The sequence below is a fragment of the Buttiauxella sp. JUb87 genome (assembly GCF_004361975.1).
GTDB classification, from domain to species: domain Bacteria; phylum Pseudomonadota; class Gammaproteobacteria; order Enterobacterales; family Enterobacteriaceae; genus Buttiauxella; species Buttiauxella ferragutiae.
This window is the reverse complement of sequence record NZ_SNVY01000001.1, coordinates 108,875-133,758: the sequence shown is the minus strand read 5'-3', so window position 1 is coordinate 133,758 and position 24,884 is coordinate 108,875. Positions and strand designations below refer to the sequence as shown.

24 protein-coding genes are annotated in these 24,884 nt (G+C 50.6%); 10 read left to right on the top strand and 14 right to left on the bottom strand.

What is annotated here, in order from left to right; genetic code table 11:
• Nucleotides 1-4: 4 nt before the first annotated feature.
• From uhpC to EC843_RS00570, 5 genes are all read left to right on the top strand, one after another.
• On the top strand, nt 5-1,333 hold the full coding sequence (gene uhpC, locus EC843_RS00590) for an MFS transporter family glucose-6-phosphate receptor UhpC (RefSeq protein ID WP_064547115.1): 1,329 nt from the start codon (nt 5-7) through the stop codon (nt 1,331-1,333).
• A 9-nt stretch (nt 1,334-1,342) separates the two neighbouring features.
• Nucleotides 1,343-2,374: an ABC transporter substrate-binding protein gene (locus EC843_RS00585; protein WP_064547117.1), complete on the top strand. Its 1,032-nt coding sequence runs from the start codon at nt 1,343-1,345 to the stop codon at nt 2,372-2,374.
• Nucleotides 2,375-2,439: 65 nt separating this feature from the next.
• A complete protein-coding gene (locus tag EC843_RS00580) occupies nt 2,440-4,518 on the top strand; it encodes an iron ABC transporter permease (RefSeq protein ID WP_064547123.1) in 2,079 nt (692 codons plus the stop codon).
• Nucleotides 4,519-4,532: 14 nt separating this feature from the next.
• Complete coding sequence (gene fbpC, locus EC843_RS00575; RefSeq protein WP_064547125.1) at nt 4,533-5,582, top strand: ferric ABC transporter ATP-binding protein; 1,050 nt, start codon at nt 4,533-4,535, stop codon at nt 5,580-5,582.
• A gap of 322 nt (nt 5,583-5,904) precedes the next feature.
• Nucleotides 5,905-6,777 (top strand): helix-turn-helix domain-containing protein, encoded by an 873-nt coding sequence (locus EC843_RS00570; RefSeq protein ID WP_064547127.1) that lies wholly within the window; start codon nt 5,905-5,907, stop codon nt 6,775-6,777.
• Between the two features lie 33 nt (nt 6,778-6,810).
• Here EC843_RS00570 and EC843_RS00565 read toward each other — a convergent pair whose 3' ends face one another.
• From EC843_RS00565 to EC843_RS00545, 5 genes are read right to left on the bottom strand one after another with little or no spacing between them, the layout of a single operon-like run.
• Entirely contained in the window at nt 6,811-7,137 is a 327-nt protein-coding gene (locus EC843_RS00565) for a hypothetical protein (RefSeq protein WP_064547133.1), read from the bottom strand.
• Between the two features lie 17 nt (nt 7,138-7,154).
• Nucleotides 7,155-8,102 (bottom strand): fimbrial protein, encoded by a 948-nt coding sequence (locus EC843_RS00560; RefSeq protein ID WP_064547135.1) that lies wholly within the window; start codon nt 8,100-8,102, stop codon nt 7,155-7,157.
• Nucleotides 8,093-10,537, bottom strand: coding sequence for a fimbria/pilus outer membrane usher protein (locus EC843_RS00555; protein ID WP_243739104.1), 2,445 nt, complete (start codon nt 10,535-10,537; stop codon nt 8,093-8,095). Before EC843_RS00555 ends, EC843_RS00560 begins: the two co-directional genes overlap by 10 nt.
• A gap of 38 nt (nt 10,538-10,575) precedes the next feature.
• The gene (locus EC843_RS00550) at nt 10,576-11,283 is read right to left on the bottom strand and encodes a molecular chaperone (RefSeq protein ID WP_064547139.1); all 708 of its coding nucleotides are present in this window, start codon (nt 11,281-11,283) and stop codon (nt 10,576-10,578) included.
• Between the two features lie 54 nt (nt 11,284-11,337).
• On the bottom strand, nt 11,338-11,904 hold the full coding sequence (locus tag EC843_RS00545) for a fimbrial protein (protein ID WP_064547141.1): 567 nt from the start codon (nt 11,902-11,904) through the stop codon (nt 11,338-11,340).
• 336 nt (nt 11,905-12,240) lie between these two features.
• On the opposite strand from EC843_RS00545, the gene EC843_RS24990 reads away from it, so the two are divergent.
• Nucleotides 12,241-12,879, top strand: a complete 639-nt coding sequence (locus EC843_RS24990) for a LuxR C-terminal-related transcriptional regulator (RefSeq protein ID WP_347813632.1) — start codon at nt 12,241-12,243, stop codon at nt 12,877-12,879.
• A gap of 89 nt (nt 12,880-12,968) precedes the next feature.
• On the opposite strand, the gene EC843_RS00535 is transcribed toward EC843_RS24990, so the two are convergent.
• Entirely contained in the window at nt 12,969-14,312 is a 1,344-nt protein-coding gene (locus EC843_RS00535) for a VOC family protein (protein ID WP_133521368.1), read from the bottom strand.
• Nucleotides 14,313-14,556: 244 nt separating this feature from the next.
• On the opposite strand from EC843_RS00535, the gene pcaH reads away from it, so the two are divergent.
• The 3 genes from pcaH to pcaQ all read left to right on the top strand — a co-directional run bounded on the left by pcaH (nt 14,557) and on the right by pcaQ (nt 16,992).
• The gene (pcaH, locus tag EC843_RS00530) at nt 14,557-15,279 is read left to right on the top strand and encodes a protocatechuate 3,4-dioxygenase subunit beta (protein WP_133521367.1); all 723 of its coding nucleotides are present in this window, start codon (nt 14,557-14,559) and stop codon (nt 15,277-15,279) included.
• Entirely contained in the window at nt 15,279-15,899 is a 621-nt protein-coding gene (pcaG, locus tag EC843_RS00525; RefSeq protein ID WP_064547147.1) for a protocatechuate 3,4-dioxygenase subunit alpha, read from the top strand. Before pcaH ends, pcaG begins: the two co-directional genes overlap by 1 nt.
• Before the next feature lie 169 nt (nt 15,900-16,068).
• Nucleotides 16,069-16,992, top strand: coding sequence for a pca operon transcription factor PcaQ (gene pcaQ, locus EC843_RS00520; RefSeq protein ID WP_133521366.1), 924 nt, complete (start codon nt 16,069-16,071; stop codon nt 16,990-16,992).
• Between the two features lie 85 nt (nt 16,993-17,077).
• Here the strand turns inward: pcaQ and pcaC are convergent, their stop codons facing one another.
• From pcaC to EC843_RS00490, 6 genes are read right to left on the bottom strand one after another with little or no spacing between them, the layout of a single operon-like run.
• The gene (gene pcaC / locus EC843_RS00515; protein ID WP_133521365.1) at nt 17,078-17,464 is read right to left on the bottom strand and encodes a 4-carboxymuconolactone decarboxylase; all 387 of its coding nucleotides are present in this window, start codon (nt 17,462-17,464) and stop codon (nt 17,078-17,080) included.
• 4 nt (nt 17,465-17,468) lie between these two features.
• Nucleotides 17,469-18,227, bottom strand: coding sequence for a 3-oxoadipate enol-lactonase (gene pcaD / locus EC843_RS00510; protein WP_133521364.1), 759 nt, complete (start codon nt 18,225-18,227; stop codon nt 17,469-17,471).
• Nucleotides 18,224-19,579, bottom strand: a complete 1,356-nt coding sequence (locus EC843_RS00505) for a 3-carboxy-cis,cis-muconate cycloisomerase (RefSeq protein ID WP_133521363.1) — start codon at nt 19,577-19,579, stop codon at nt 18,224-18,226. The genes pcaD and EC843_RS00505 overlap by 4 nt, the downstream gene beginning before the upstream one ends.
• Nucleotides 19,580-19,588: 9 nt before the next feature.
• On the bottom strand, nt 19,589-20,791 hold the full coding sequence (gene pcaF, locus EC843_RS00500; protein WP_133521362.1) for a 3-oxoadipyl-CoA thiolase: 1,203 nt from the start codon (nt 20,789-20,791) through the stop codon (nt 19,589-19,591).
• Between the two features lie 9 nt (nt 20,792-20,800).
• Nucleotides 20,801-21,457 carry a 3-oxoacid CoA-transferase subunit B gene (locus tag EC843_RS00495; RefSeq protein ID WP_064547160.1) on the bottom strand — a complete coding sequence of 219 codons (657 nt, stop codon included), beginning with the start codon at nt 21,455-21,457 and terminating at the stop codon, nt 20,801-20,803.
• 11 nt (nt 21,458-21,468) lie between these two features.
• Entirely contained in the window at nt 21,469-22,152 is a 684-nt protein-coding gene (locus tag EC843_RS00490) for a 3-oxoacid CoA-transferase subunit A (protein ID WP_064547162.1), read from the bottom strand.
• 182 nt (nt 22,153-22,334) lie between these two features.
• Here EC843_RS00490 and EC843_RS00485 point away from each other — a divergent pair, with 182 nt between their 5' ends.
• Nucleotides 22,335-23,141: an IclR family transcriptional regulator C-terminal domain-containing protein gene (locus EC843_RS00485; RefSeq protein ID WP_121813349.1), complete on the top strand. Its 807-nt coding sequence runs from the start codon at nt 22,335-22,337 to the stop codon at nt 23,139-23,141.
• A 73-nt stretch (nt 23,142-23,214) separates the two neighbouring features.
• Here the strand turns inward: EC843_RS00485 and smrA are convergent, their stop codons facing one another.
• Together smrA and EC843_RS00475 are read right to left on the bottom strand one after the other, a co-directional pair.
• A complete protein-coding gene (smrA, locus tag EC843_RS00480) occupies nt 23,215-23,778 on the bottom strand; it encodes a DNA endonuclease SmrA (RefSeq protein ID WP_133521361.1) in 564 nt (187 codons plus the stop codon).
• Nucleotides 23,779-23,851: 73 nt separating this feature from the next.
• Entirely contained in the window at nt 23,852-24,748 is an 897-nt protein-coding gene (locus tag EC843_RS00475) for a LysR family transcriptional regulator (RefSeq protein WP_064547168.1), read from the bottom strand.
• Nucleotides 24,749-24,884 lie beyond the last annotated feature (136 nt).

Genomic DNA, 24,884 nt, shown 5'->3' with positions numbered 1-24,884 from the left:
TCAGATGATTTCCGAGCAAACTATCGGTCGTGATTATCGTTACTGGCGTCCACGTTTGCTGCTGTCGATGGTCGTGGGCTATGGCGCATTTTACCTGACACGCAAGAGCGTCAGCTTTGTGCTCCCGGCGATGCAGGTCGACCTAGCGTTAAGCAAAAGCGATATCGGCCTGCTGGGTACGCTGTTTTATCTCTCCTACGGCCTGTCGAAATTTGCCGCCGGATTGTGGCACGACCGTCGGGGCGCACGCTGGTTTATGGGCGCGGGCCTGCTGGCAACCGGAATACTGAACATTCTTTTTGCCTTCGGCAGCAACTTACCGATGTTGCTGGTTATCTGGACGCTGAACGGCTTCTTCCAGGGTTGGGGATGGCCGCCCTGCGCCAGATTGCTAACGCACTGGTATTCGCGCAACGAACGCGGTTTTTGGTGGGGCTGCTGGAATACTTCCATCAACCTCGGCGGTGCCGCCGTTCCGCTGATTTCCGCGCTGATGGCGCTGTGGTTCGGCTGGCAGGCGTCGCTTTTTGTCTCGGGTGGTATCGGCATCATCACCGGGATTTGGCTATGCCGTAGCTTAACCGGCACGCCACAAGAAATGGGATTACCACCGGTCGGTGTCTGGCGACATGACCCGCTAGAAATGCGCCAGCAGCAACTCAGCCCGCCGCTGCCACAGTGGCAAATGTTTCGCAGCACCGTGTTGCAAAACCCAATGGTCTGGCTGCTCGGCGTCAGTTACGTGCTGGTGTACCTGATTCGTATCGCGCTTAACGACTGGGGCAATATCTGGCTTTCCGAAAGCCACGGCGTGAATTTACTCAGCGCCAACGCCACGGTGATGTTGTTCGAAATGGGCGGCTTGCTGGGGGCGTTATTTGCCGGATGGGGTTCAGATTTGCTGTTTCGCGGCCAGCGCGGGCCGATGATTTTACTGTTTGCGTTAGGGCTGTTTGTTTCCGTCGCCGCCCTGTGGTTATCGCCCGTACACCATTACGCACTACTGGCAGTGTGCTTTTTCTCCATCGGCTTTTTTGTCTTTGGCCCGCAGATGCTGATTGGCCTCGCCGCCGTGGAATGCAGCCATAAGCAGGCTGCGGGTAGCGTCACAGGATTCTTAGGTTTGTTTGCCTATTTAGGCGCGGCACTGGCGGGATGGCCACTGTCGCAAGTGATTGAGCGTTATGGCTGGTCCGGGATGTTCGCGCTGTTAACCGTGGCTGCCGCACTGATTGGATTTTTGCTGATGCCCCTGTTAATGGCGGGCATCAGCGCGCAAGACAGGAGTGTTGGTGCCATGGACCCGGCAATCACCTTACCTCAGGACACTTAGGATAATAATATGAAACTGACCGTGCTCTCTTCTCTGGTTGCTGCGGGTGTTGCGTTGGCTACCCTGTCCGGTGCCGCGCAGGCCAAAGGCCGTCTGGTGGTGTATTGCAGCGCCACCAATGAAATGTGTGAAACTGAAACCAAAGCGTTTGGCGAAAAATACGATGTGAAAACCTCGTTTATCCGTAACGGTTCCGGCAGCACACTGGCGAAGGTGGATGCCGAGAAGAAAAACCCACAGGCCGATGTGTGGTACGGCGGCACGCTGGATCCGCAGTCTCAGGCGGGTGAAATGGACCTGCTGGAGCCGTATAAATCCGCCAACCTCGCGCAAATCATGCCGAAGTTCCAGGACCCGGCAAAACGCAAAGGCAACTACTCCTCTGCGGTGTATATCGGCATTCTCGGTTTTGGCGTCAACACTCAGCGCCTGAAAGAGAAAAACCTGCCGGTGCCAAAGTGCTGGAAAGATCTCACCAACCCAATTTATAAAGGCGAAATCCAGGTTGCTGACCCGCAAAGCTCAGGCACGGCGTACACCGCACTGGCAACCTTCGCGCAGCTTTGGGGCGAAGATCAGGCGTTTGATTACCTGAAAAAACTCAACGGCAATATTTCCCAGTACACCAAATCCGGCATTGCTCCGGCACGTAACGCCGCCCGTGGTGAAACCGCTATCGGCATTGGCTTCCTGCATGATTACTCGCTGGAAAAAGAGAACGGCGCACCGCTGGAGCTGATTTCCCCCTGCGAAGGCACCGGCTATGAAATTGGCGGCGTCAGCATCCTGAAAGGCGCGCGCAACATGGACAACGCCAAATTGTTCGTTGACTGGGTGCTGTCGAAAGAAGCGCAGGAATTGTCGTGGAAAAAAGGCAAGTCCTACCAAATTCTGACCAACACCACCGCTGAAAGCTCCCCGCTGTCGCTCAAGCTCGATGACCTGAAACTCATCAACTATGACATGGACAAATACGGCGCGACCGAGATGCGCAAAGCGCTGATCAATAAGTGGGTTAGCGAAGTGAAAATGGGTAACTAACCCATTAGCAGGTGACGGCGTCACGTCACCTGCCCACTCCTTTTCTTTTGGCCGATGAGGCACTTATGTCTGAAACTTTACTTTTGCGTCCTGCGCAGAAGCGGGACGCTATTCTCTGGTGGGTGGCGTTGTGCTGGCTGGCTTTTGCCCTGCTGCCAAGCTGGAGCCTGGATTACGGCCTGTTTGAATCAACCGGTGACGAACTGCTCGCGGCTTATAGCTGGTCGGGAATTAACATCAGTTTGCTGTGGTACGTTTTACCGTCGCTATTACTGCTGCGCCCGTTCCATGCCTCAGGGCCGGAAAAGCGCCAGCGCCACTATTTCGATGCAGGCTGGGCGTTGCTGTGCATGGCCTTTGTGGTGGTCAGCGCCACCGTGACGGAACGCGGGCTAGGCTATGCCACACTGGTGCTGTTTATCGCGCTCGGCATGGTTATCACCCTTGCTCTGACGCGCCTCGAATGGCTGGGCGGCGACAGTTTTGTCATTGGCTCGCTGGTGGCGATTGTGGCGCTAATTGGCGTGTTTATTGTCTGGCCAAGCATCGCGATTTTCATTCCGATGTTTACCACCGACAGCGGCGAGTTTGCCCCACTGGCGTTTATGGCGGTGCTCAGCCAGGCGCATATTATTCAGGTGATTATCAACTCCATCGCGCTGTCGATTGCGGTGGGCATTGGCTGCACCTTCTTCGGCCTGGTGCTGGCGATTTACACCACACGCATCGCCAAACGTAGCGCCATTATTGGCCGTATCTTCTCGATTCTGCCGATTGTCACCCCGCCGTTTGTGGTTGGCCTTGGCGTCACGCTGATGATGGGGCGTTCAGGTTATATCACCGAATTGATGGTTGACTGGTTCGGGTTGACGAACACCAACTGGCTGTACGGTTTTACCGGCATCTGGCTGGCGCAAGTTCTGGCCTTCACACCAATGGCATTTATGATCCTCGATGGCGCGATTAAAACCATTCACCCGTCGCTGGAAGAAGCCTCTTATACCCTGCGGGCTACACGCTGGAAGACCTTCAAAGGGGTGTTTTTACCGCTGCTGAAACCGGCGCTGGCAAACGCATTTTTGATTGTGATTGTGCAATCGCTGGCGGACTTCAGTAACCCGCTGGTGTTAGGCGGCAACTTTGACGTGCTCGCCACGCAAATCTACTTCTACATCACCGGTTCACAGCTGGATTACCAGGCCGCCAGTACCCTCGGCGCGTTCCTGTTGCTGTTCTCGCTGCTGGTGTTCTGCATTCAGTACATGTGGATTGGCAAACGCTCCTACGTCACGGTTTCCGGTAAATCCAACCGTGGTGATGTACAACCGTTGCCGGTCACTCTGGTATGGGCGGTGGTGGCGTTATTAGCGGTGTGGATTGCCTTTAACGCCCTGCTCTATGGCAGCATTTTCTACGGCAGTTTCACCGTCAACTGGGGTGTGGATTACACGCTGACCTTCGATAACTTCATCAAACTGTTCGGCCAGGGAATGAGCGATGGCGCATGGCCTTCACTGCTCGACACCCTGCTGTACGCCGGAATTGCCGCGCCCATCACCGCTTTCTTCGGCTTGTTGATTGCCTGGATTGTGGTGCGCCAGCAGTTCCGTGGCAAAAAGACTATCGAGTTCACCACCATGCTGTGCTTTGCGGTACCAGGCACCGTGGCAGGCGTGTCCTACATTCTGGCGTTTAACAGCGCGCCAGTTTACCTGACGGGAACTGCGGCGATTGTGATTATGTCGATGGTGATGCGTAACGTTCCGGTAGGTATCCGTGCGGGCATTGCCGGGCTGGGGCAAATCGACAAGTCACTCGACGAAGCTTCTTTGAGCCTGCGAGCCGGGTCGATGCGCACCATTATCAACATTCTGCTGCCGCTGCTGCGCCCGGCGATTCTGTCGGCGCTGATTTACAGCTTTGTGCGCGCCATTACGACCGTCAGCGCCATTGTGTTCCTCGTCACACCGGATACCCGTGTCGCCACCGCCTACATTCTGAACCGCGTGGAAGATGGCGAATATGGCGTGGCGATTGCCTACGGCTCAATCCTTATTGTCGTGATGCTGACGATTATTTTCATCTTTGACTGGTTGATTGGTGAAGCGCGGATCTCGCGTTCAAAAGCCAAAACCAACGCGTGATTACGGAGTAAAACATGACACAACCTCATTTTGTAGAACTGCGCAATGTCACGAAACGGTTTGGTAATAACACCGTCATTGCGGGCATTAATCTGGCCATTCCTAAAGGGGAAATGGTGACGCTGCTCGGGCCATCCGGCTGCGGGAAAACTACAGTTTTGCGCCTGGTCGCCGGGCTTGAGAAACCCACCGAAGGACAGATTTTTATTGATGGCGAAGACGTCACGCACCGCTCTATTCAGCAACGTGACATTTGCATGGTGTTCCAGTCCTATGCCCTGTTCCCGCATATGTCGCTGGGCGATAACGTCGGTTACGGGCTGAAAATGCTCGGCACGCCACGCGCAGAAATCAAAATGCGCGTAAAAGAAGCGCTGGCAATGGTCGATTTAGACGGTTTCGAAGACCGCTTTGTTGACCAGATTTCCGGTGGCCAGCAACAACGTGTGGCACTGGCGCGTGCGCTGATCCTCAAACCCAAAGTGCTGCTGTTTGATGAACCACTGAGTAACCTGGATGCCAACCTGCGCCGCAGCATGCGCGACAAAATCCGCGAGCTGCAAAAACAGTTCAACATCACCTCGCTGTACGTCACCCACGACCAGAGCGAAGCCTTTGCGGTATCGGACACGGTACTGGTGATGAACAAAGGCGAAATCATGCAGATTGGCAGCCCGCAAACTCTGTATCGCCAGCCAGCATCGCGCTTTATGGCAAGTTTTATGGGCGATGCCAACATCTTCCCGGCACGCTTTGGCAGCGATTTTGTCGAGATCCACGGCTACCGTTTACCGCGCCCGCCTCAGCTCACTATTACGCAAGCGGAAGGCACGGTTGGCGTGCGCCCGGAAGCCATCACGCTGAGCGAACATGGCGAAGAAAGCCAACGCTGCGTGGTGCGCCATGTGGCGTATATGGGGCCGCAATATGAAGTGACGGTGGAATGGCATGGTCAGGCGCTGTTGTTGCAGGTGAATGCCACGCGCCTACAGCCTGATGTGGGGGATAATTACTATCTCGAGATCCATCCGTACGGTATGTTTATTTTGGCGGATGCTGCGTAGCAAAATTGTTTTTTTTACTGCAGTTTATTTTCACACCAGCGGGTAACTCGCTCTTTACCCGCTTCATTAAATAATCACATGAGTTAATATTTAACCATTGACAATATCCCACGTTATTATTTATTGAACTATCAGGAATTATAAAATATATCGATTGTAAATAATTATCTAATTGTGCAATTTCACCCTAAAACCCTTCCCCCTCCGTTGAATCCATTTCTGCACTGTTACAATACGTATATTATGGTAAAGCTCGTTGACTTATTAATTAAGCAAAAATGTATAATAAGATAAATGAATGCATACCAGGAAGGTAGGACAGATGGTTAAGGCAATGACCGTTCGTGATGTACTGAATTACATTGAAGATAATTTTGCAACCGGTATTGACATCAACGACATCGCTCAATTTTCTGGCTATAGCCGCAGGCATATTCAGGCATTGTTAAAACAGTATATCGGCATGCCTATTGGCTTATATATCAGGAAACGCCGTATCATTCAGGCATCTTATTTACTCAGATTAACGAATATCAATGTTATTGATATCTCACTCAAACTGGGGTTTGACTCTCAGCAGTCTTTTTGCCGGGAGTTCAAGAAAGCGACGGGGTATACTCCAGGGCAATACCGAAGAAAAGATTCATGGGATCTGTCATCTTTATATAGCCATTCACATGTACAAGGAGTCACTATCAATTCGCTGCAATTCTGTAACTTACCAGAAGGAATAGTTTCAGGCTCTCATTATAACCATATCATCCCCATCCCGCCGACTCCCACCTCTCATGTAAATCGTTTGAATATTATTTTCGAAAAACTAGACAAAGAAAAGAAAGACATTATCGTGTTAAACGATTTCATGCCACATGAGAATTATACAAACTGTCTTAAACTCAATACTATTATTGGTACTAAAAATGAGACTATGGGCTCAAGTTATAACCAATGCCGCTACCCTAGCGGGACTTTCGCCTGTTTTTCATTCCAGTTTACACTGCATGATTACCCTTCCTACTCTAAATATATCTACCTGGTATTATTGCCCAAGTATAAATTAACTCGACGACCAGGTTACGATATTGAGATCTTTCATTACCCGTCACATAGTGAGCTTTCAGACACCATCAATTGCACTTATTTCATCCCCATTGAACCACCATTGGATGAAGAGGTTTTGCCACACACATTATGATGCCGCACTAAATGCGGCATCATTGATAAGCAATCAGACTGTTTGCAGGCCTGGTGACCAGTGATGCTCAAACAGCCTGCCAACGTTGTCTTCCACAGAGATATGCAGTTGTGCACATTCACCTGGCGCTAAATTGAATAATAACTGCGTCAGTGAATGTTGCGAACCTCCTTGATAATCCACGGGTGTTTTATGGCGAGTTCTGTAGATTCCATTATTCGTTTTACTCAATAATTCCACCGTCATCAGGCCTGAGAAGTCATTTTCAAACACTGCAAAAACCGTGGCGTGATGATGCTGATACTCTTTGTAATGAGAGACCCATATTTTGTTTTTAGCACTAAAGTGAATCGGGCGCATAATAAACCTTATTAATATTATTGGTAAATGATATTAAAATAAATGAAGGTGCTTATTTTTCCCGGGGTCACTTTTTGTCCATACTGATAGTACCGCGCAAATAAAGGAATGGCGTAGTGTCCCTCCCCAAGATTCTTCAGGGCAAACTCTTTGCGCGAATCAAAATTCACTGGTTTTTTATTTTCATCTAACATCTGAATTCCAATGCCTTGAGCCCCTGATTCGTCCTGATTGCGTAAAACACCGTAAGATCTATTTTCGGCTGTCTGAATCCCCCACCAGTTAATATCCACATTCCTGACTGCCCCTCCCCCACCATCACATATAAATTTAACATCAAAAGGCTTTATCCCTGCTACACTTCCCGGTTGTGTGAAATTTTTCAATGCGGCATCAGATAAATTGACTTTGTTAGCGCGTTTGTTATTCACCCAACAAGAATGATTCAGTAAATTGATATACGTGGCAGGTAAATTGATATCAATAACTGGTAATGACTGATGTTCACTTTTGATTTGCAAATTGATATTACCAGGCAAGGCACCCACATTGATATTGTCATCAGTTTTGATCAGTTCAATGGTGATTTTACTGCCCTTTAATTCATCTAACGCGGCACTGAATTCAGAAGGCCACAGGATAATACGCCCGCTTGACAATTCCAGCGAAACTTTAACCCCAACTCCTTTTACGTTGCTGCGTAATACACCAGGTAATATTAATGCCGATTTATCACCGACAATTTGTGCGCTAAAAGCAACACTCCCTGAGCAGTTCGGCGAGGGTATATTCTGTACTCTATAGGTTCGTGAGTGTAACACTGCACCTGACTGAACCGCTCGCTTCATGACTATCGTTTCCGGTGCGGCAATGATTTTTTGGCTACTCATATTACAGTTGGCACTGACATTAAAACCCACAGGAAGCAATCCCACTAAAAGTAAAGCCGAACGTATTACCGACATGTTGCCTCCTGCGTTTTAAGCACAACGGTGCACTTTCCCTTTTCCAGGGGAATAAATACTTCTGGTGAAGTGGTTTCGTCGATATAGAGCAATCCACCCTGTCCGACATAACCGACATGGTTATTGGCGTTATCACGAATCGTTGCGCCAAACGGTAGCGTTTGTTTGCCTTGCAGTTGTGGACGAATAATTTGTTGGCGATTCAGTTTTGTTTCGAAAACAACAGAGACCACATTCCCCTGATATGGGGCGACCTTACTTTGCGTTTTCGCGAAAGTGATCCCGTCATCAGCACCTTTAGGGTCAATGATGATGTCATTAACGCGCCAGGGCCGTAACCACGGCATGATGGCATAACCATTGCTGTCAAAGCGGGTACCCGGCACACCATCAATATGAGCCCCTTCGGCATTTGGTGCATAGACCAGCGCGACGGTGTCCGAACGTTCGGGCGATAAAGTCACGCCGCCTGCGTGAGCCACCAGTAAGCCGCTCAGCCCGGCACTGGCTTGATGCCACGAACTCCCCTGGCTCCATGTTGCGTTCATCGTGGTCAGTGGGGAGCGATAATTGCCGTTGACCCCCCAGTCCATATCGCCACCACGAGCATAACTGGTATTGGCTCCCCAGATGAGATTATTCTCATTGTCTGCTGAGGTGGTAAACCCTAAACGGCTGTTGTGCGCTTTGCCATTATTGCTGTAAGTCTCAGAAGAAATTTGCGTATAGCCTGAATTAGAGCGCGGCAAATAATAGCTAAACATCAGCGCTATCTGATCGTCTTTGGTAGCTGTGCCAAATTCATCTTCATTCCAGAAGCGTTGCGCTGAAATGCTCCATGTCAGATTGCGCCAGTTGTTAGTATAACCAACCGCATATTGGCGATAGTTATTCTGCTGTTGCCAATAGGTCTTGATAGATCCAGATAAATAAAACGATCCCCGTTGCTCAGTCAGAGGTTGATTCATGCTGAGGCTATAAGAATTTTTTTCGCGTAATACCCGGTAGTCACTATTTGCATCCCATTCATCAAGAGCATCCCGTTGCCCATAATAGTGCTGCGAATTAAATTTCGTCTCAAACCATAACGTGGTCTGCAACATGGGAAGCGTTCGATTATAGGTAACCCGGTATTGCTGTCCCTGATAAAACCGTTCGTCAAAGTTAAACCGTGACTGGGTAATATCCACGGCAATGACCCCCCGCGGAGTATTAAAACCACTGCCAAGCAGTGCGGATTGGTAATCTTCAAACCCAGACGCTCCGCTGTAAAACGTCAAATAGTTATTCACGCCATATTGCCAGGAGACCTGCGCGGCAAGCGGATCCTGGTCATTACCACTTTCATCCACCGCCCCTGCAGAAAGGCTGTAGCGTGCAACACCGGGTTTGAGTAGTTGTGGCACCGTGGAAAAAGGAACGGAAAAACGGCGGATACGGCCATCAGACTCTTGCACCGTCACCAGCAGTTCACCACCAGTGTTCGCAGGCAGGATAGAATCTATTGCAAATGGCCCCGCCGGAACCGACGCCTGGTGCAGGGTTCGCCCATCCTGAGTCACGGTGATGCGGGCATTGGTTTCCGCCACACCGCGGATAACCGGTGCCCAGTTTAAGGTGTTATCCGGGTGCATCTGGTCTTCAGATTCCAGGGAAAGCCCGAGCAGGCTAATCCCATCGAACATCTGGCTATCGGTATAGAATTGCCCGGCACTGAGCATCGATTTCCAGCCGACGATGGGGCGTTTTAGCGTTGTGCGGTTACTGGAATAGTGCTTGCCTGAGCGACTGTCCCAGTCGAGGCTGCCCAAATGTTCCATCAGCCAGCCACCGGCACTACCGCGAACATCCATCCCCAGCCAAGCGCTATCGGTACTACCTCTGTCGTCACCCCGCTGTTGTGCGCTGTAATAGTCAGCGTTGTAACCCACACTGATTGCCGGGATGCCGGCTTGCCATAATTCAGGTTGAATATAATTGCTGTCGCTCTGCTCAAGATAAGCCTGCGGGATGTTCAGGCGTAAATCGAGTTGGCCACTATTAAGCCTTTCACTGGCGTTACCCGTGGTGTCCCATTGAGCGATACTGCCACAAAAACCGGCTTGTTCCGCCAGCAGTTTGTTCATCTTCTGTGGATTAATGCCGAGATTATTTAAAAGTTGCGCGGAATAGCAACTGACCAATTCACCCTGCGCATTTTTTGTAAAGACCAGTTCCTGGTAGCCACGCCAGCTGTCATTTACATAGATATCAACAAGGTAACTTCCAGGGGCTAACCCTGCGATATTGAACGAACTGAGGTCATTATTTTTAGCATTCCCCATTAATATGGCGTTATTAAATTCGTAGCGCGTATTATTTTCGGCATGCAGTTCAAAAGAGACAAATGATCCCGGTAAAAATAATAGCGAGGTTATTGTTAATTTTCTTTGCAAGAAATTCCGTTTACACCAAAGCATACTGGTTCCTTTTTTTATTTTTTCGCCACAACTTTGATTTCCACCTCACCGCCATAATCATTTACGGCCTTAAGTAACAGAGGCTCTCCCTCTTTGACTTTCTGCTTTATTAATACATCTTTACTGCTTTTAGGATCGATCATCACGCTATCTTCCAGTATTCCCTTATCTGACAGCGTGCGAATATCTGAAACCGTCAGGAAAAATGGAGTCGGGTTAATTAACGTAAGGCCATTGTGTTTGACCTGTAGTGTTAACTTGTTCTCCGCCCCACTTCTTTCCCCTAACCCGACTGGGCGCCAGAAAAATTTAAATCGCGAACGAATAACAAGATTTAACATTCCTGCATTATCAACTATTTTAGTTTTATCAACCGAAGGGATGTCCAGTATATTCAGCCACCACAGTGACTCTCTATCGGTAACGGTAATAACGTGGTCGGCAATTTTCTTAATTCTTACTGACTGGCCGTTCCCGCCATCGACGCGCACAATCGGTGGTGAAATAATAAAGGGGGTGGTAATCGCTTCAGGTACGACTTCCGCATCACCTTCATCCAGCCAGATCTGCGCTAATGAAGGCGTTCTTCCTGTATTGGTCATTTGTACCGTAATTTCACTGGTATTCTCGGGATAGATAAAACGCGTACCATTAACGATAATGTTATTGGCACAGGCATTAAATGCACATAGTAGTGCTAATAATGAAGTTAAAACCTTCATTTAAACCTCTGTTAGAGTTAATGCCATAGCAACAAGCACTATGGCATTTTGTAATTATTTATACTGAACGGTATAGTTTGCCTGTGTCAAAATAGGACCTGGCGTGACAAGGTCGTTGCTCAAGTCAGAAGATTTAATATAACCCACCTTAAAGTTATAGGTTAATTTCTCTCCATGCGAATAATTACCACGATTAATTTCACCTGGAGTAAATCCTTCCCCTGATTTACGCATATCGATTTTTCCACCTGAACTATTCATTAATACCAGAGCGGCATTACTCCCTGAGTTTTCATCCCGGTGTAACATGTACCCCTTAGAATCCACCCTTCCTGCGTAGCTCCAATAAAGCTCAGGTGCTGCATTATTAGCAACGTAACAATTTTTAACCTTGATGGAAAAATCTTTTACTTTTACAGCATCATCTGAATTGATTTCTGTATTTATTACATGTGCCAATTTAATTGTTTTATCTTCATCACCATTGTCTATGATGCATGAGTTTGCAACAACGAGCCCGTCGAATTTTATTACCCCCCCAACAGGCCCAGATGGTTCTGCCATCACAGATGGTGCTGCCAATGCACATGCAATTAAAGAAATAAGTGTAATTTTATTCATAATACCTTCCTCATTTAGAGATTCAATATCTCTGAGAATAGTAACATTGATGTGGCGCTCAATATTTCGAGTTTCACACCAGGCTTGCGCCTACTGGTTATTATGAAAATTTAATATGCCATGTATATAATATATTAAACGTATTTCTTTAAACATGAACCTAATGACAAGGCAATGAGGATGGAAGATGAAAGATGAAAGTCATCACTAAACCCTGTTGGTTTACTCGAAATAATCGACCTATCACTCTGCACAAAAAGCCAAACACTCCCCTCGCGATGTCAATATATTCCCGCCCAAGTTCGGTTATGACCCATTTAAAAGGAGCCTGCCTGTGTGCGACATGGAAAAAAAGTCTATCTGATAACCAATCGATCGTTACAAAGCCAACTGTTACTGAATTTTTTGACACAAGAAAGTGATGCCTCCGTTATTTTTCTTGATATAAACCAATCATTTACACCCGACGCCATTACGCAATCGATTGTTCTGTATGATGTTCAGGCATCCAGTCGACGCGCCAGCAAACGGTGGTCTGGATTATTTAATCGTAGCGAAGGCCATTTTCGTGGTTATCTGATTAATTGCCCAACATCCCTTTCAGTGTATGAAAAGATTTCCTGGCCTTTCTTTGAGTCGATGATATCCCGCGATTGCCCCACTGAATCGCTACTCAATTTGATTAGTAAGGCAGAAAAATCATTGCCAGGAATGAATAAAAGATACTTATCGAAAAAATCACAAAATATACCCACAGGCTCCCCACGTATTAAAGATCTCACTGAAAGGGAATATGAAATACTAAGTGAACTCTGTAAGGGGGGATCAAACTTGCAAATCGCTAACAACTTTTTTATTAGCGAACACACTGTCAGAACACATATTTATAATATCTTTAAGAAAATATCAGTCACCAACCGCACACAGGCAGCAAATTGGGCTAACCACCAGTTTACTAAATGCCTAAGCGAATGATTTAGGTGAGGGTATTGAATTGAAAACGCTGCGGGCTGAGGTGAAGAATACGTTTACACCCCTGCCCGTTCTGCGCGTAACTCCGCGGATTACATTAATCCGCAACGCTTTTTACTGCGGTCAGTTGCCTGCTGATACAGTTCAAATTCGTCGGCAACCGGCGCGCCCAGCGCTTCTTCAAACGCGACACGGCTGGAATGGCCGTGGCTGCGTTGGCCGCCTTCACTACCCAAATTCGACTGGAAAATCCCAGCCGCACTGACCGGCAGAAAATCTTCATAAATAATCGGTTGTGCCACCAGCCAGCCACGTTCAATTAATGGCTGCGGATCATCACCGGGTTTAATCGACTGGCGGTGCGTTTCCCCTACTGGCGTTAAACGATAGCGGAAATAAGCCAAATCCTGGCAGCGCATCAGCGTCTCGCTGTCTGGCAGTCGGGTGAAAATTTCCTGCAAATGTTGCTGGTGGCTAAAGTTATCCTGCCCGTTGCCCGCTTCATTAAGTAGCTCGTCATACAACGCGCGCCCTTTCGGGGTTAACGCAACACCTCGCTGCTCAATTTCCCCAAAGCGCGCGGTATGCGTCCCATGATGGACGCCAGCAAAAATAATCGGTTCTTCAAGCGCTTTAAAACTGGTCTGGCGCAACAATATTGGGAACATGCGGCGCGGTGGCCCTTCAATAATCGCTTTCGGCGCAATGCCATATTCCGGCATCAACGCCTGCACGCGGTCGATATCCAACGTGCGCGGCGTCAGGTGGTTAATGTGGCAACCCCGGAAACAGACCACATCGGCAATCAGGCGATGCTGCTGGTGGAAAGCCTGATAAGTCTGCGCATCGACTGTGGCGTGGCTGTGCCAGCGGAAGGTTTCCAGCGCCTGCGTGACAAACTCGTCGGCTTGCGCTTCGTTAAATCCGCCCTGTTCATCGAAAATGTCGAGCAATGCCCGGCAACGCGGCGTGAAAATATCGCGTTCTGCGAGGATCGCCGCAGCGGTCTTTCGCAGTTCTGGGTCTTCGATTAATTCAAGACGCAATAACGAGGTGAAAATGCGGAACGGATTACGCGCCAGCGCCGCATCGTCAACCGGACGAAATGCCGTGGAATGCACCGGAACGCCCGCCTGAGAGAGATCGTAATAGCCGACCGGATACATGCCCATCACCGCGAACACGCGGCGTAAGGTTGCCAGTTCCTCTGCTTTTCCCACCCGAATCGCGCCGTGGCGCTCAACATTCAGGCGTGCCAGTTCGTCGGCATTTTCAAGCTGTTGTTGCAGATCCGGATTATTTTCCAGCACCGCCAGATTCACGTCGGCGACTAACTCTAACAAGGTTCCGTACTGCGGCACCTCTTGCTGGTACATCGCCGACATAGCGTGCGAAAATTTTTCCCGAATATCATCAGCCGTGATGTTGTTCGCCATGATGTCGTATCTCCAGTGAATATTGCTGAAAGCGTAGAATGTTGCGCAGCGGTTTTGGGCGAAGAATTTTCGTTTTGTGATCGACTCTACAGGCCAATATCAGAAGTAATGCTAACAACGACTTTCATAGCTAAAGGTTATGATTGGCGGCACTTAAATTCACTTTAATTTAACAAGCCATTAACCGAGACTGCATGGGACGGTACTTAATAAATAAAACATCACCCTCTGCCTGGAGTTCCCAATGTCGAAAGAACTTGTCCATCGCAATTACGATTCCCATCCTCCGGCTTTCGCGCCGGGGTATAAAACCAGCGTGCTGCGCTCGCCGCGAAATGCGTTGATTTCACTGCAAAACTCGCTATCTGAAATCACTGGCCCGATATTTGGCGTGAAAGATCTCGACCCGCTGGATAACGATTTGATCATGAATTACGCCAAAGACGGTTTGCCAATTGGTGAACGTATTATCGTGCACGGTTATGTGCGTGATGGTTTTGGCCGCCCGATGAAAAACACGCTGGTGGAAGTGTGGCAAGCCAATGCTGGCGGCCGTTATCGCCATAAAAAAGACAAGTATCTTGCGCCAATCGACCCTAATTTTGGCGGCTGTGGGCGCGTTTTGACTGATGAAAATGGCTATTACTTTTTCCGCACCATCAAGCCCGGCCCGTATCCATGGCGTAACCAGGCCAGCGACTGGCGTCCTTCACATATCCACTTTTCGCTCTCCGGCGAATCCTTTGCCCAACGTCTGATTACCCAGATGTATTTTGAAGGTGATCCGCTGATCAAACAGTGCCCGATTGTGAAAACGATTAATAACGATGATGCTATCCGCACCTTGATTGCCGAGCTGGATACCCATGCGGCCGTCCCGCTCGACAGCCTGGCCTATCGTTTTGATTTAGTGTTACGCGGCCACCGCGCTACGTTGTTTGAAAACCGCACCCAAGGAGCCGTGTGATGAAAGATTATTTAGCGGAAACCGCCTCGCAAACCGCGGGCCCATATGTCCATATCGGCCTGGCTCCGCAAGCAGCGGGATTTAACATTTTTGAGAAAAATTTTAGCCATGTGCTGACGAACTCGCATACCCAGGGCGAGCGGATTATCGTTGAAGGCCGGGTGTTTGATGGTTCCGGCACGCCGGTGCGCGATGTGTTGCTGGAAGTGTGGCAAGCCAATGCTGCCGGGCGTTACAACCACCCCGCCGACCAGCAAACGGATAAAAAACTGGATGACGATTTTCGTGGCTGGGGCCGCACGTGTTCAGATTTCGACAGCGGCGTGTGGCGTTTTGACACCATCAAACCCGGTGCAGTGACTGGCCGTGATGGGCGTATGATGGCTCCCCATCTGAATCTGTGGATTGTGGCGCGCGGGATAAATATCGGCCTGAATACGCGGATGTATTTTTCCGACGAGCAAGCGGCGAATGAGACCGATCCAGTGCTGAATTTGATTGAGTGGGAAGTGCGCCGTAAGACGTTGATTGGCAAGCGCGAGCAGCGTGGCGACGAGGTGGTGTATACGTTTGATGTGTATTTACAGGGGGAGCGGGAGACGGTGTTTTTTGACTTGTAAGTTCAGATTAAAACGGGTGGATGATGCGAGCGCTTATCCACCCTAACCCTTATTACCCTCACCCTTTGTTATCAAAACAAATCAATTGTTAATGAATTTTTGCTAGCAAGTTATCAAAATTAAACAACTTATCTTGTCAGCGCGTCGGGTCTGTTTTTAACATCAGGTTATGGAAAAAAACGGTTTGTTCAGTCAGCGCATTCGCTTGCGCCATCTTCATACTTTCGTAGCTGTCGCTCAACAGGGAACGCTGGGGCGCGCAGCTGAGACTCTTAATCTAAGCCAGCCTGCTTTATCAAAGACGCTTAATGAACTTGAGCAGCTAACCGGCACGCGTTTGTTTGATCGCGGACGTCTGGGCGCGCAAATGACGCTGATGGGCGAACAGTTCCTGACACATGCCGTTAAGGTGCTGGATGCGTTGAATCACGCAGGGCAATCACTCACTCAGAAAGATGGCAAAAGCACGTCTGTTATCCGCGTGGGTGCGCTGCCCACGGCGGCGCTGGGGATTTTGCCAAAAGTTATCGGCCAGTTTCATAAGCAACAAAGTGATGTCACGCTGCAAGTGGCGACCATGAATAACACCATGCTGTTATCGGGGCTGAAATCGGGTGAGCTGGATTTAGGTATCGGCAGAATGTCCGACCCGGAATTGATGACCGGGCTGAATTATGAGCTGTTGTTCCTCGAGTCATTAAAACTGGTGGTGCGGCCGGGTCACCCGCTGCTGCAAGAGAACATCACGCTGAGTAAAGTGATGGAGTGGCCGGTGGTGGTTTCCCCGAAAGGCACTATTCCGCGACAAAATGCCGAAGCCTTGCTTGCCAGCCAGGGCTGTAAGATGTCTACGAGTTGTGTAGAAACGCTTTCCGCTTCGCTTTCTCGCCAGTTGACGGTGGATTACAACTACGTGTGGTTTGTGCCGTCGTGCGCGGTGAAAGAGGATTTACGCCAGGGAACTCTGACGTCGTTGCCGGTCACCACTCAGGGTGCGGGCGAACCGATTGGTATTTTGACGCGTGTCGATACGCCGTTGTCGCCGGGTGCGCAAATTTTGTTGGCGTCGATTCGCAAATCGATTCCGGGGTGAAAAATGGTGGATGACGCCTATGGCTTATCCACCCTACAACACTGTTTTCGTAGGTCGGATAAGCGTTAGCGTCATCCGACATGAATTAACCGGCGGTGTCCAGCTCATCAAACACCTGCTGAGCCAGATGCATGGTGGCGTTGGCGGCGGGCAATCCGCAGTACAGCGCCGAATGCATAATCAACTCTTTGAGTTCATCACGCGTCACACCATTGTTAAACGCCGCGCGCAGGTGCATTTTCAGCTCAGCTTCACGGTTTAACGCAATCAACATCGCGATGGTTATCATACTGCGGGTATGGCGCTCAAGCCCTGGACGTGTCCAGATATCCCCCCAGGCATAACGGGTAATAAAGTTCTGGAACTCTTCATTAAGCGGCGTGAGCTGCGTCAATGTACGGTCGACGTGCTTATCACCCAGCACTTCGCGGCGCACTTTCATTCCTTGTTGGTAATGATCTTCATCCTTCATGATGTCAGTCGTCCTGTTGAATAAAGTTGAGTAGTGCGACGTTAAAGCCGTGGGCGTCTTCAATGCTGGAAAGGTGCGATGCTTTAAGCGTCACAAGATGAGAACCGTGAACCTGCTGGTGCATAAATTCGCTGTCTGCCACGCTGCAAACGGGGTCGTTGGCACCCGCAATAAACTGCATCGGCACTGTAATAGCGTCAATTTCACCACGTAGATCGGCTGCGGCTAACGCTTCGCAACAGGAGGCATAACCTTCAGGGTTGATTTGCCCAAGTGTTGCGCACAGCGCATCAACTTGCGCAGGGTGGTGTTTGACAAAATCGTCAGTAAACCAGCGCGATGGTGCACTTTTGGCAATCGCCGACATCCCTTCGTGGCGCACAGTACGCGCTCGTTCCAGCCAGCCGTTTTGTTCGCCGATTTTTGCCGCGCTATTGGCTACCGTCACCGAAAGAAAACGCTCGGGGGCAAAACGTGCCAGCCACAACCCCGTTAATCCGCCCATTGAAATCCCACAAAAATGCGCCTGCTGGACTCCGGCATCATCCATCACACTCAGCACGTCTTCCGCTAACTGTGGCAGCGTGGTTTTCTCGTTTTTGCGTGTGCGCCCATGGCCGTGCGTGTCATAACGCAGCACTCGGAAGTTTTCCAGCAGCGCCGCCATTTGTGGTTGCCACATCTCAAATGTGGTGCCCAGTGAGTTTGATAACACCACCACCGGCGCGCTGCTCGGCCCTTCGAGTTGATAATAATGGCTCATACTAGCTCCCTGTTTTGTTGTGCCGCCCGCGCCAAAACCTGGTTGATAAACGTGTTGTTGCTACCAAGGGCTTGTTGCGGGTCGAGCAGATGTTCGATTTGTGTCAAAGATAGATATGACGCGACTTGTGGGTGTTGTGCGAGCAAAGCCGCAAGCGGCTGGTTTTCATCCAGTGCGCGATGGCAAAGTTGTTCCACCAGATGATGCGCCGCCTGTTTGCCAAGTGATGTCGCCAACGCCAGCGTGACCGATTCCGCCATAATCAGGCCGTGGGTGATATCCAGATTGGCACGCATTTTTTCTGCGTTGACCTGCATCCCGCCGATTAAATCCAGCGCGGTTTGCATCACGCCACCGCTCAGCGTAATCAGTTCGGGAAGGGTTTCCCACTCGGCCTGCCAGCCGCCGAGTGCTCTTTCATGTTGTTGATTTTGGCTGGCGTAGAGTGTTGCCATTAGCCCAGGAATACGGGTGGTTGCGGTCAGGATCGCCGCACAACTCACTGGATTGCGTTTATGGGGCATGGTGGAAGAACCGCCGCGCCCTTCGGCAATCGGTTCGCCCACTTCAGCCACTTCGGTTTGCATCAGTAATGAAAAATCATTGGCAAATTTGCCGAGTGTGGTGCTGACACCGGCGAACCACGCCCCCACTTCCAGTAATCTGTCGCGCTGGCTGTGCCACGGTGTATCGGCCTGGTTCAGCGCCAGCACGTTTGCCAGAGCCAGTGAAACGTTGATGCCCTGCTCTTTTAGCGAAGCCAGCGTGCCTGCGGCACCGCCAAATTGCAGCACTAACACGCGCGGTTTCATTTCATGCAAACGTTGCTGCCAGCGCAGTAACGCATCGAGCGTGCCCGCAAGTTTCAAACCAAACGTTATCGGCAATGCGTGTTGCATCCAGGTTCTGCCTGGCATCACGCTATGTTGATGACGCTGGATTTGTTCGATTAACGCGCTGATTAATTGCCCAAGCAATGCTTCACTGGCAACGAGCGCCGCACGTAGTTGCAAAACCAGGCCGCTATCAATCACGTCCTGGCTGGTTGCGCCCCAGTGAACATAACGCGCGGCCTGTTCGTCATGCTGTTTGACGCAGGCGGTGAGCTGTTTCACCAGCGGAATCGCCAGGTTTCCAGCGCCCGCAGCCGCCTGAGCTAACGCCTGCACGTCCAGTTTATCGACCTGACACTGTACGGCAATCGGCTGCACTGCCGATTCGGGGATCGCGCCACAAAGCGCTGTCGCCCGCGCTAACGCCGCTTCAAAATCCAGCATTCCTTGTAACGTGCTGTGGTCGCTGAAGATTTCGCTCAACGGTGATGCACGCAACATCGGGTTAAACAGTGTCATGCCTGCTCCTTAAACGCGTTCAATAATTAGTGCAATTCCCTGACCAACGCCAATACACATGGTGCACAGTGCGTAACGCCCGCCGCTACGCTTCAGTTGCCAGGCGGCGGTCATCGCCAGGCGGCCACCAGAAGCACCCAACGGATGCCCCAACGCGATGGCTCCTCCGTTCGGATTAACATGTTCTGCGTCATCCGGCAGGCCAAGGTCGCGCATTACCGCCAGTGCTTGCGCCGCAAAGGCTTCATTTAATTCAATCACATCCATCTGCGCGAGAGTTAACCCGGTTTGTGCCAGCACTTTGCGCACCGCAGGTGCCGGGCCAAAGCCCATGATACGCGGTGCGACTCCGGCGGTTGCCACGCCCACGACACGCGCTAGCGGCTGTAAACCGTGGATATTTAGCGCTTGTTCACTGGCTAACAGCAAAGCACAAGCCCCATCGTTAACCCCCGAGGCATTTCCGGCGGTGACGGTGCCGTCTGCACGCACCACGCCTTTAAGTTTTGCCAGCGACTCAATCGAGGTAGAACGCGGATGTTCGTCACGGTTAAATAACAGCGCGTCGCCTTTACGTTGCGCGATGGAAACGGGAATTAGCTCATCGTCAAAAATGCCCATTTCCTGCGCGCGTGCGGTGCGAAGCTGGCTGCGTAACGCAAAAGCGTCTTGATCTTCACGGTTGATATTGAAATCAGTCGCGACGTTTTCTGCCGTTTCTGGCATTGCATCAACGCCGTATTGCGCTTTCATCAGCGGGTTGATAAAACGCCAGCCAATGGTGGTGTCTTCCATCTTCATGCTGCGGCTAAATGCACTTTCCGCTTTGCCCATCACAAACGGCGCACGCGACATGCTTTCGACGCCACCGGCAATCATCAACTGTGTTTCACCACTTTTAATCGCCCGCGCTGCCACACCTAGCGCATCAAGGCTTGAGCCACACAAACGGTTGATGGTGGTGCCGGGAACCGTTTCCGGCATTCCCGCCAGCAGTAACGCCATGCGCGCCACGTTGCGGTTATCTTCACCCGCCTGATTAGCACAACCATAAATCACGTCATCGACCGCCGACCAGTCAACGTTCGGGTGGCGCTCCATCAGTGCTTTCAGCGGCAGCGCGGCTAAATCATCGCTACGTACGCCTGACAGTGTGCCACCAAATCGACCAAAAGGAGTACGCACTCCATCACAGATAAATGCTTGATTCATCATAGTTCCTTACGCGCTTTCTGCCAGTTGTTCAAAGCCAAGTGTGACCGGTGTAATACGTTGTAATTCTTCAAATGACAGGCCGTTAAAGATTTCACGTACCACTGGCCCTTTTTCAGTGATATCAATCACTGCAAGGTCAGTGTAAATGCGGCTCACACAGCCAATTCCGGTGAGTGGATAAGAGCAGTTTTCTACCAGTTTGCATTCGCCGTCACGCGTGAGGTGATCCATCATCACAAATACCTGGCGCGCGCCGATAGCTAAGTCCATCGCCCCGCCGACAGCCGGGATGGAATCCACAGCACCGGTGCTCCAGTTCGCCAAATCACCGCTGGCAGACACCTGATAAGCCCCCAACACGCAGATATCGAGATGCCCGCCGCGCATCATGGCGAAGGAGTCGCCGTGGTGGAAAAAGCAGCCGCCGGTTAACAGGGTGACGTATTCTTTCCCCGCGTTGATCAATTCGGGATCTTCTTCCCCTTCAGCCGGTTTCGGCCCCATGCCCAGCAAGCCATTTTCGCTATGCAGGAAGATTTCTTTATCTGCCGGGAGGTAGTTGGCAATGCGCGTGGGCAAGCCAATGCCAAGGTTAACGTAAGCGCCTTCGGGAATGTCGCGGGCAACACGTTTTGCCATTTCATCGCGGGTGAGTTTTTTCACGTTTTAGCTCCTTATGCGCTCTGTGCCAGTGAGGTTTCGACGGCGACCAGGCGCTGGACAAAAATCCCAGGCGTCACGATATGTTCCGGGTCGAGTTCACCCAATGGCACCACGCGGCTGACTTCAGCAATGGTGACAGTCGCGGCGGTGGCCATAATTGGCCCAAAATTACGTGCCGCTTTGCGATAAACCAGGTTGCCCCAACGGTCGCCTTCATAAGCTTTGATTAGCGCGAAGTCGGCTTTTAATGGGTATTCCAGCACGTAGTGGCGGCCATCGATTTCCCGCGTTTCTTTACCTTCTGCGAGCGGCGTTCCAAAACCGGTTGGCGTGAATACCGCACCCAAACCTGAACCTGCGGCCTGAATACGCGCCGCCAGGTTACCTTGTGGCACCAGTTCCAGCTCAACTTCACCACGGCGATACAGGTCATCAAAAATCTGTGAATCCACCTGGCGCGGGAAAGAACAGACCATTTTACGCACCCGTCCGGCCTTCAGGAGTGCCGCCAGCCCGACTTCACCGTTACCGGCGTTGTTGTTGATAATGGTCAGGTTTTTTGCGCCCTGAGCAATCAGCGCATCGATAAGATACGTTGGCTGGCCTGCGGTGCCGAAGCCACCAATCATGATGGTTGCCCCGTCGAAAATTCCGGCGACGGCCTCTTCAAGCGAAGCCACACTTTTGTTGATCATCACGTTTCTCCTGGGGGTGCGCATTTCGCACAAGATTGCGTTGTTCGAACAAAATGTGACCCCGTTAACGAAGCTGGTCAAGGGCGATAATCGAAATATGGTGCGATTATCGAACATCATGTATGTTTGTTTGCAGAGTGTGATCAACAGCGTGATCAACAACGAACATTCAGGAGAACAGAATGGAAATTCAACGTGAAGAACTGGCAGCGGGTGATGGCGATCCGTTTAAGGGCGATCCTAATTTTATGGCGTCACTGGCGCGTGGGCTGGAAGTGATTCAGGCGTTTACTCCGCAGCGTCGGCAGATGTCTATTTCACAAATCAGCCAAAAAACAGGGATCCCTCGTGCGGCGGTGCGCCGTTGTTTGTACACCCTGGGCAAGTTGGGTTTTGTCTATGCTGAAGATGGCAAGTATTACCAATTGCGGCCACGGATTTTAGCGCTCGGCCACGCTTATCTGGCCTCCACGCCGCTGGCGAAATCCACCCAGCCGGTGCTGAAACATCTAAGTGAAATGCTCAATGAGTCTTGCTCGATTGCCACGCTGGATGGTGACGATATTCTGTATATCGCCCGCGCTTCCAGCTCGCGCATCATGACCATTGATTTAGATATTGGTAGCCGCCTGCCCGCGTGGTCGACGTCAATGGGACGCGTGTTGTTGAGTTATTTGCCAGAAGAACAGCTGAATGATTTTCTTGGGCGTATCACCATGATTCGCTACACCCCGCAAACGGTGGATTCGGTGAGCAAACTGCGCGAAGAGTTAAAACGCGTGCGCCAGCAAGGATACGCACTTAACGATCAGGAGCTGGAAATGGGGCTGCGTTCGATTGCCGTTCCGTTGGTTAACCCAGATGGCGCGGTGGTAGCGGCGCTTAACGTCGGCGTTCACGCCGGGCAGGTTTCATCGCAAGAGTTGCTCAACCGTGTGTTGCCTAAGTTGCAGGAAGCAGCGCAGGAGTTGTCGTTATTGTTGAAATAGATGTGGCGGGTAAATCGCGGTTTCAGAAGGTTTTGTAGGGTGGATAAACGCAGCGTCATCCACCAAAGAATGTTTAACGGCTGCGTTTTGCGTGGCGTTCCCAGTTTTCGACTTTTGCCTGCTCAGATTTTTTAAGCGCCACATAGCATGCACCGCTGCCGCCGTGATGGGGCATCGCGCTACAAAAAGCCTGCACTTCTTCAAATTCTGCCAGCCAGCGGGCAACATAACTGCGCACGATATTGGCGTGGGATTTATCTTCGCGTCCTTTGCCATGAACGATCAGCAAATTACGCAGCCCGTCTTTTTTGGCTTGCTGAATGTAAGCAAAAAGCAACTGACGGCATTGTTCGACCGGCTGACGAATCAGGTTGAGGCTGGCTTCCTGTTTATATTTACCCTGTCGCAGTTTATCCAGCACACCAATTTGCAACCCTTCGCGCTTAAATTCAAGCTGTATGGCGAGCGGAATAATTTCCAGAAAATCGGTAGTGAGGAAGTTATCAAGTTGCATGGTATCGAGCTTTTGCACCACCTTCTCTTTCACCGGTTTCAACCACTGGCTGCTTTGGCAATCTTTCAGTGGTTTGACATCCTCCATGGCGTCAAGAAACAGCGATTTTTCGTCAAGGCTCATGGGCAATTCCTCCTGGTCCAGGCTTAATTCTGGAGTCACTATAACCGCCGATGTGCCGTGGCTCAACGCCCGTTTAACGGCACTGGCGACGAAACTGGTTGATTAGCGCCACCGTTAGCGGTGCCGGTGTTGCATCGCGCCGCTGAATCAAATAGTAAGTTGCCTGTGGCAGCGTTTCGGTGACATGTATCTGCTTTAACTGGTGCGCCAGCAACGGATCCTGGCCCAACTCTGCGGGCAAGATACTCAAAAAATCACTTTGTGCTACCAGGCTAATACAGGCAGAAAACGTTTCGCAAACCACGCTGACGGTGGGGATTTCTGAGCGTTTTTGGAACATTTCTTCCAGTTGTTTGTAATAACTGCCACGTGGGGTGGGCATCGTCCAGTTGTAATGCAGTAACTCTTTTAATGAGGTGGCATTAATCGCCGGATGGCCTTCACGGGCAAACACCGCAAAGGGTTTTTCAAGCAGCCGTTCAAAGGTGAATTCGTGATCGTACGGCCCCTGGTAATAGGTATTGATGGTGAAATCCAGTTCGCCCTGGCGCAACGCGTTGATCATCGAAACCAGTTGCCCTTCCATGATGCGCACTTTGACCTGCGGGTGTTTTTGGTGAAACGAGGTGATAACTGGCGGCATCAGTGTGCGCGAAATACTCGCGCCCATACCAATATTGATCTGCCCTGCCAGTTGCCCCTGACGTTGCAAAATATCTTCTTGCGCGGCGCGTAACTCTTCGAGAATCAACTGCGCATGCTGATAAAAACTCTCACCGCATTCGGTCAATGCCACACCCTGACTGCGCCGGATAAACAGCCGCGCCGATAACCCTTCCTCTAATTCTTTAATCGATTTTGTCAGCGCGGGCTGCGACATATTTAACGCCCGGCTGGCACCACGAATGCTGCCATTTTGCGTCACAGCGACAAACGCACGAATCTGATGAAGCTTTACCTGGAAGGTCACAGCGCCCCCTGATAACCATTGGCTATCAACCGAAAGATTTTGGCATCTACTGTAATTCAAACTCTTGTGCCAGGGTAATCCTACGACGGCGAAAACTTACAGAAATCGCTGAGTGATAAGTAAAAACTATCACCAC

What these genes read in the sequence shown, in the direction of transcription:
- uhpC (WP_064547115.1), top strand. Translation starts at nt 5, where the DNA reads ATGATTTCCGAGCAAACTATCGGTCGTGATTATCGTTACTGGCGTCCA.
- EC843_RS00585 (WP_064547117.1), top strand. Translation starts at nt 1,343, where the DNA reads ATGAAACTGACCGTGCTCTCTTCTCTGGTTGCTGCGGGTGTTGCGTTG.
- EC843_RS00580 (WP_064547123.1), top strand. Translation starts at nt 2,440, where the DNA reads ATGTCTGAAACTTTACTTTTGCGTCCTGCGCAGAAGCGGGACGCTATT.
- fbpC (WP_064547125.1), top strand. Translation starts at nt 4,533, where the DNA reads ATGACACAACCTCATTTTGTAGAACTGCGCAATGTCACGAAACGGTTT.
- EC843_RS00570 (WP_064547127.1), top strand. Translation starts at nt 5,905, where the DNA reads ATGGTTAAGGCAATGACCGTTCGTGATGTACTGAATTACATTGAAGAT.
- EC843_RS00565 (WP_064547133.1), bottom strand. Translation starts at nt 7,137, where the DNA reads ATGCGCCCGATTCACTTTAGTGCTAAAAACAAAATATGGGTCTCTCAT.
- EC843_RS00560 (WP_064547135.1), bottom strand. Translation starts at nt 8,102, where the DNA reads ATGTCGGTAATACGTTCGGCTTTACTTTTAGTGGGATTGCTTCCTGTG.
- EC843_RS00550 (WP_064547139.1), bottom strand. Translation starts at nt 11,283, where the DNA reads ATGAAGGTTTTAACTTCATTATTAGCACTACTATGTGCATTTAATGCC.
- EC843_RS00545 (WP_064547141.1), bottom strand. Translation starts at nt 11,904, where the DNA reads ATGAATAAAATTACACTTATTTCTTTAATTGCATGTGCATTGGCAGCA.
- EC843_RS00535 (WP_133521368.1), bottom strand. Translation starts at nt 14,312, where the DNA reads ATGGCGAACAACATCACGGCTGATGATATTCGGGAAAAATTTTCGCAC.
- pcaH (WP_133521367.1), top strand. Translation starts at nt 14,557, where the DNA reads ATGTCGAAAGAACTTGTCCATCGCAATTACGATTCCCATCCTCCGGCT.
- pcaG (WP_064547147.1), top strand. Translation starts at nt 15,279, where the DNA reads ATGAAAGATTATTTAGCGGAAACCGCCTCGCAAACCGCGGGCCCATAT.
- pcaQ (WP_133521366.1), top strand. Translation starts at nt 16,069, where the DNA reads ATGGAAAAAAACGGTTTGTTCAGTCAGCGCATTCGCTTGCGCCATCTT.
- pcaC (WP_133521365.1), bottom strand. Translation starts at nt 17,464, where the DNA reads ATGAAGGATGAAGATCATTACCAACAAGGAATGAAAGTGCGCCGCGAA.
- pcaD (WP_133521364.1), bottom strand. Translation starts at nt 18,227, where the DNA reads ATGAGCCATTATTATCAACTCGAAGGGCCGAGCAGCGCGCCGGTGGTG.
- EC843_RS00505 (WP_133521363.1), bottom strand. Translation starts at nt 19,579, where the DNA reads ATGACACTGTTTAACCCGATGTTGCGTGCATCACCGTTGAGCGAAATC.
- pcaF (WP_133521362.1), bottom strand. Translation starts at nt 20,791, where the DNA reads ATGAATCAAGCATTTATCTGTGATGGAGTGCGTACTCCTTTTGGTCGA.
- EC843_RS00490 (WP_064547162.1), bottom strand. Translation starts at nt 22,152, where the DNA reads ATGATCAACAAAAGTGTGGCTTCGCTTGAAGAGGCCGTCGCCGGAATT.
- EC843_RS00485 (WP_121813349.1), top strand. Translation starts at nt 22,335, where the DNA reads ATGGAAATTCAACGTGAAGAACTGGCAGCGGGTGATGGCGATCCGTTT.
- smrA (WP_133521361.1), bottom strand. Translation starts at nt 23,778, where the DNA reads ATGAGCCTTGACGAAAAATCGCTGTTTCTTGACGCCATGGAGGATGTC.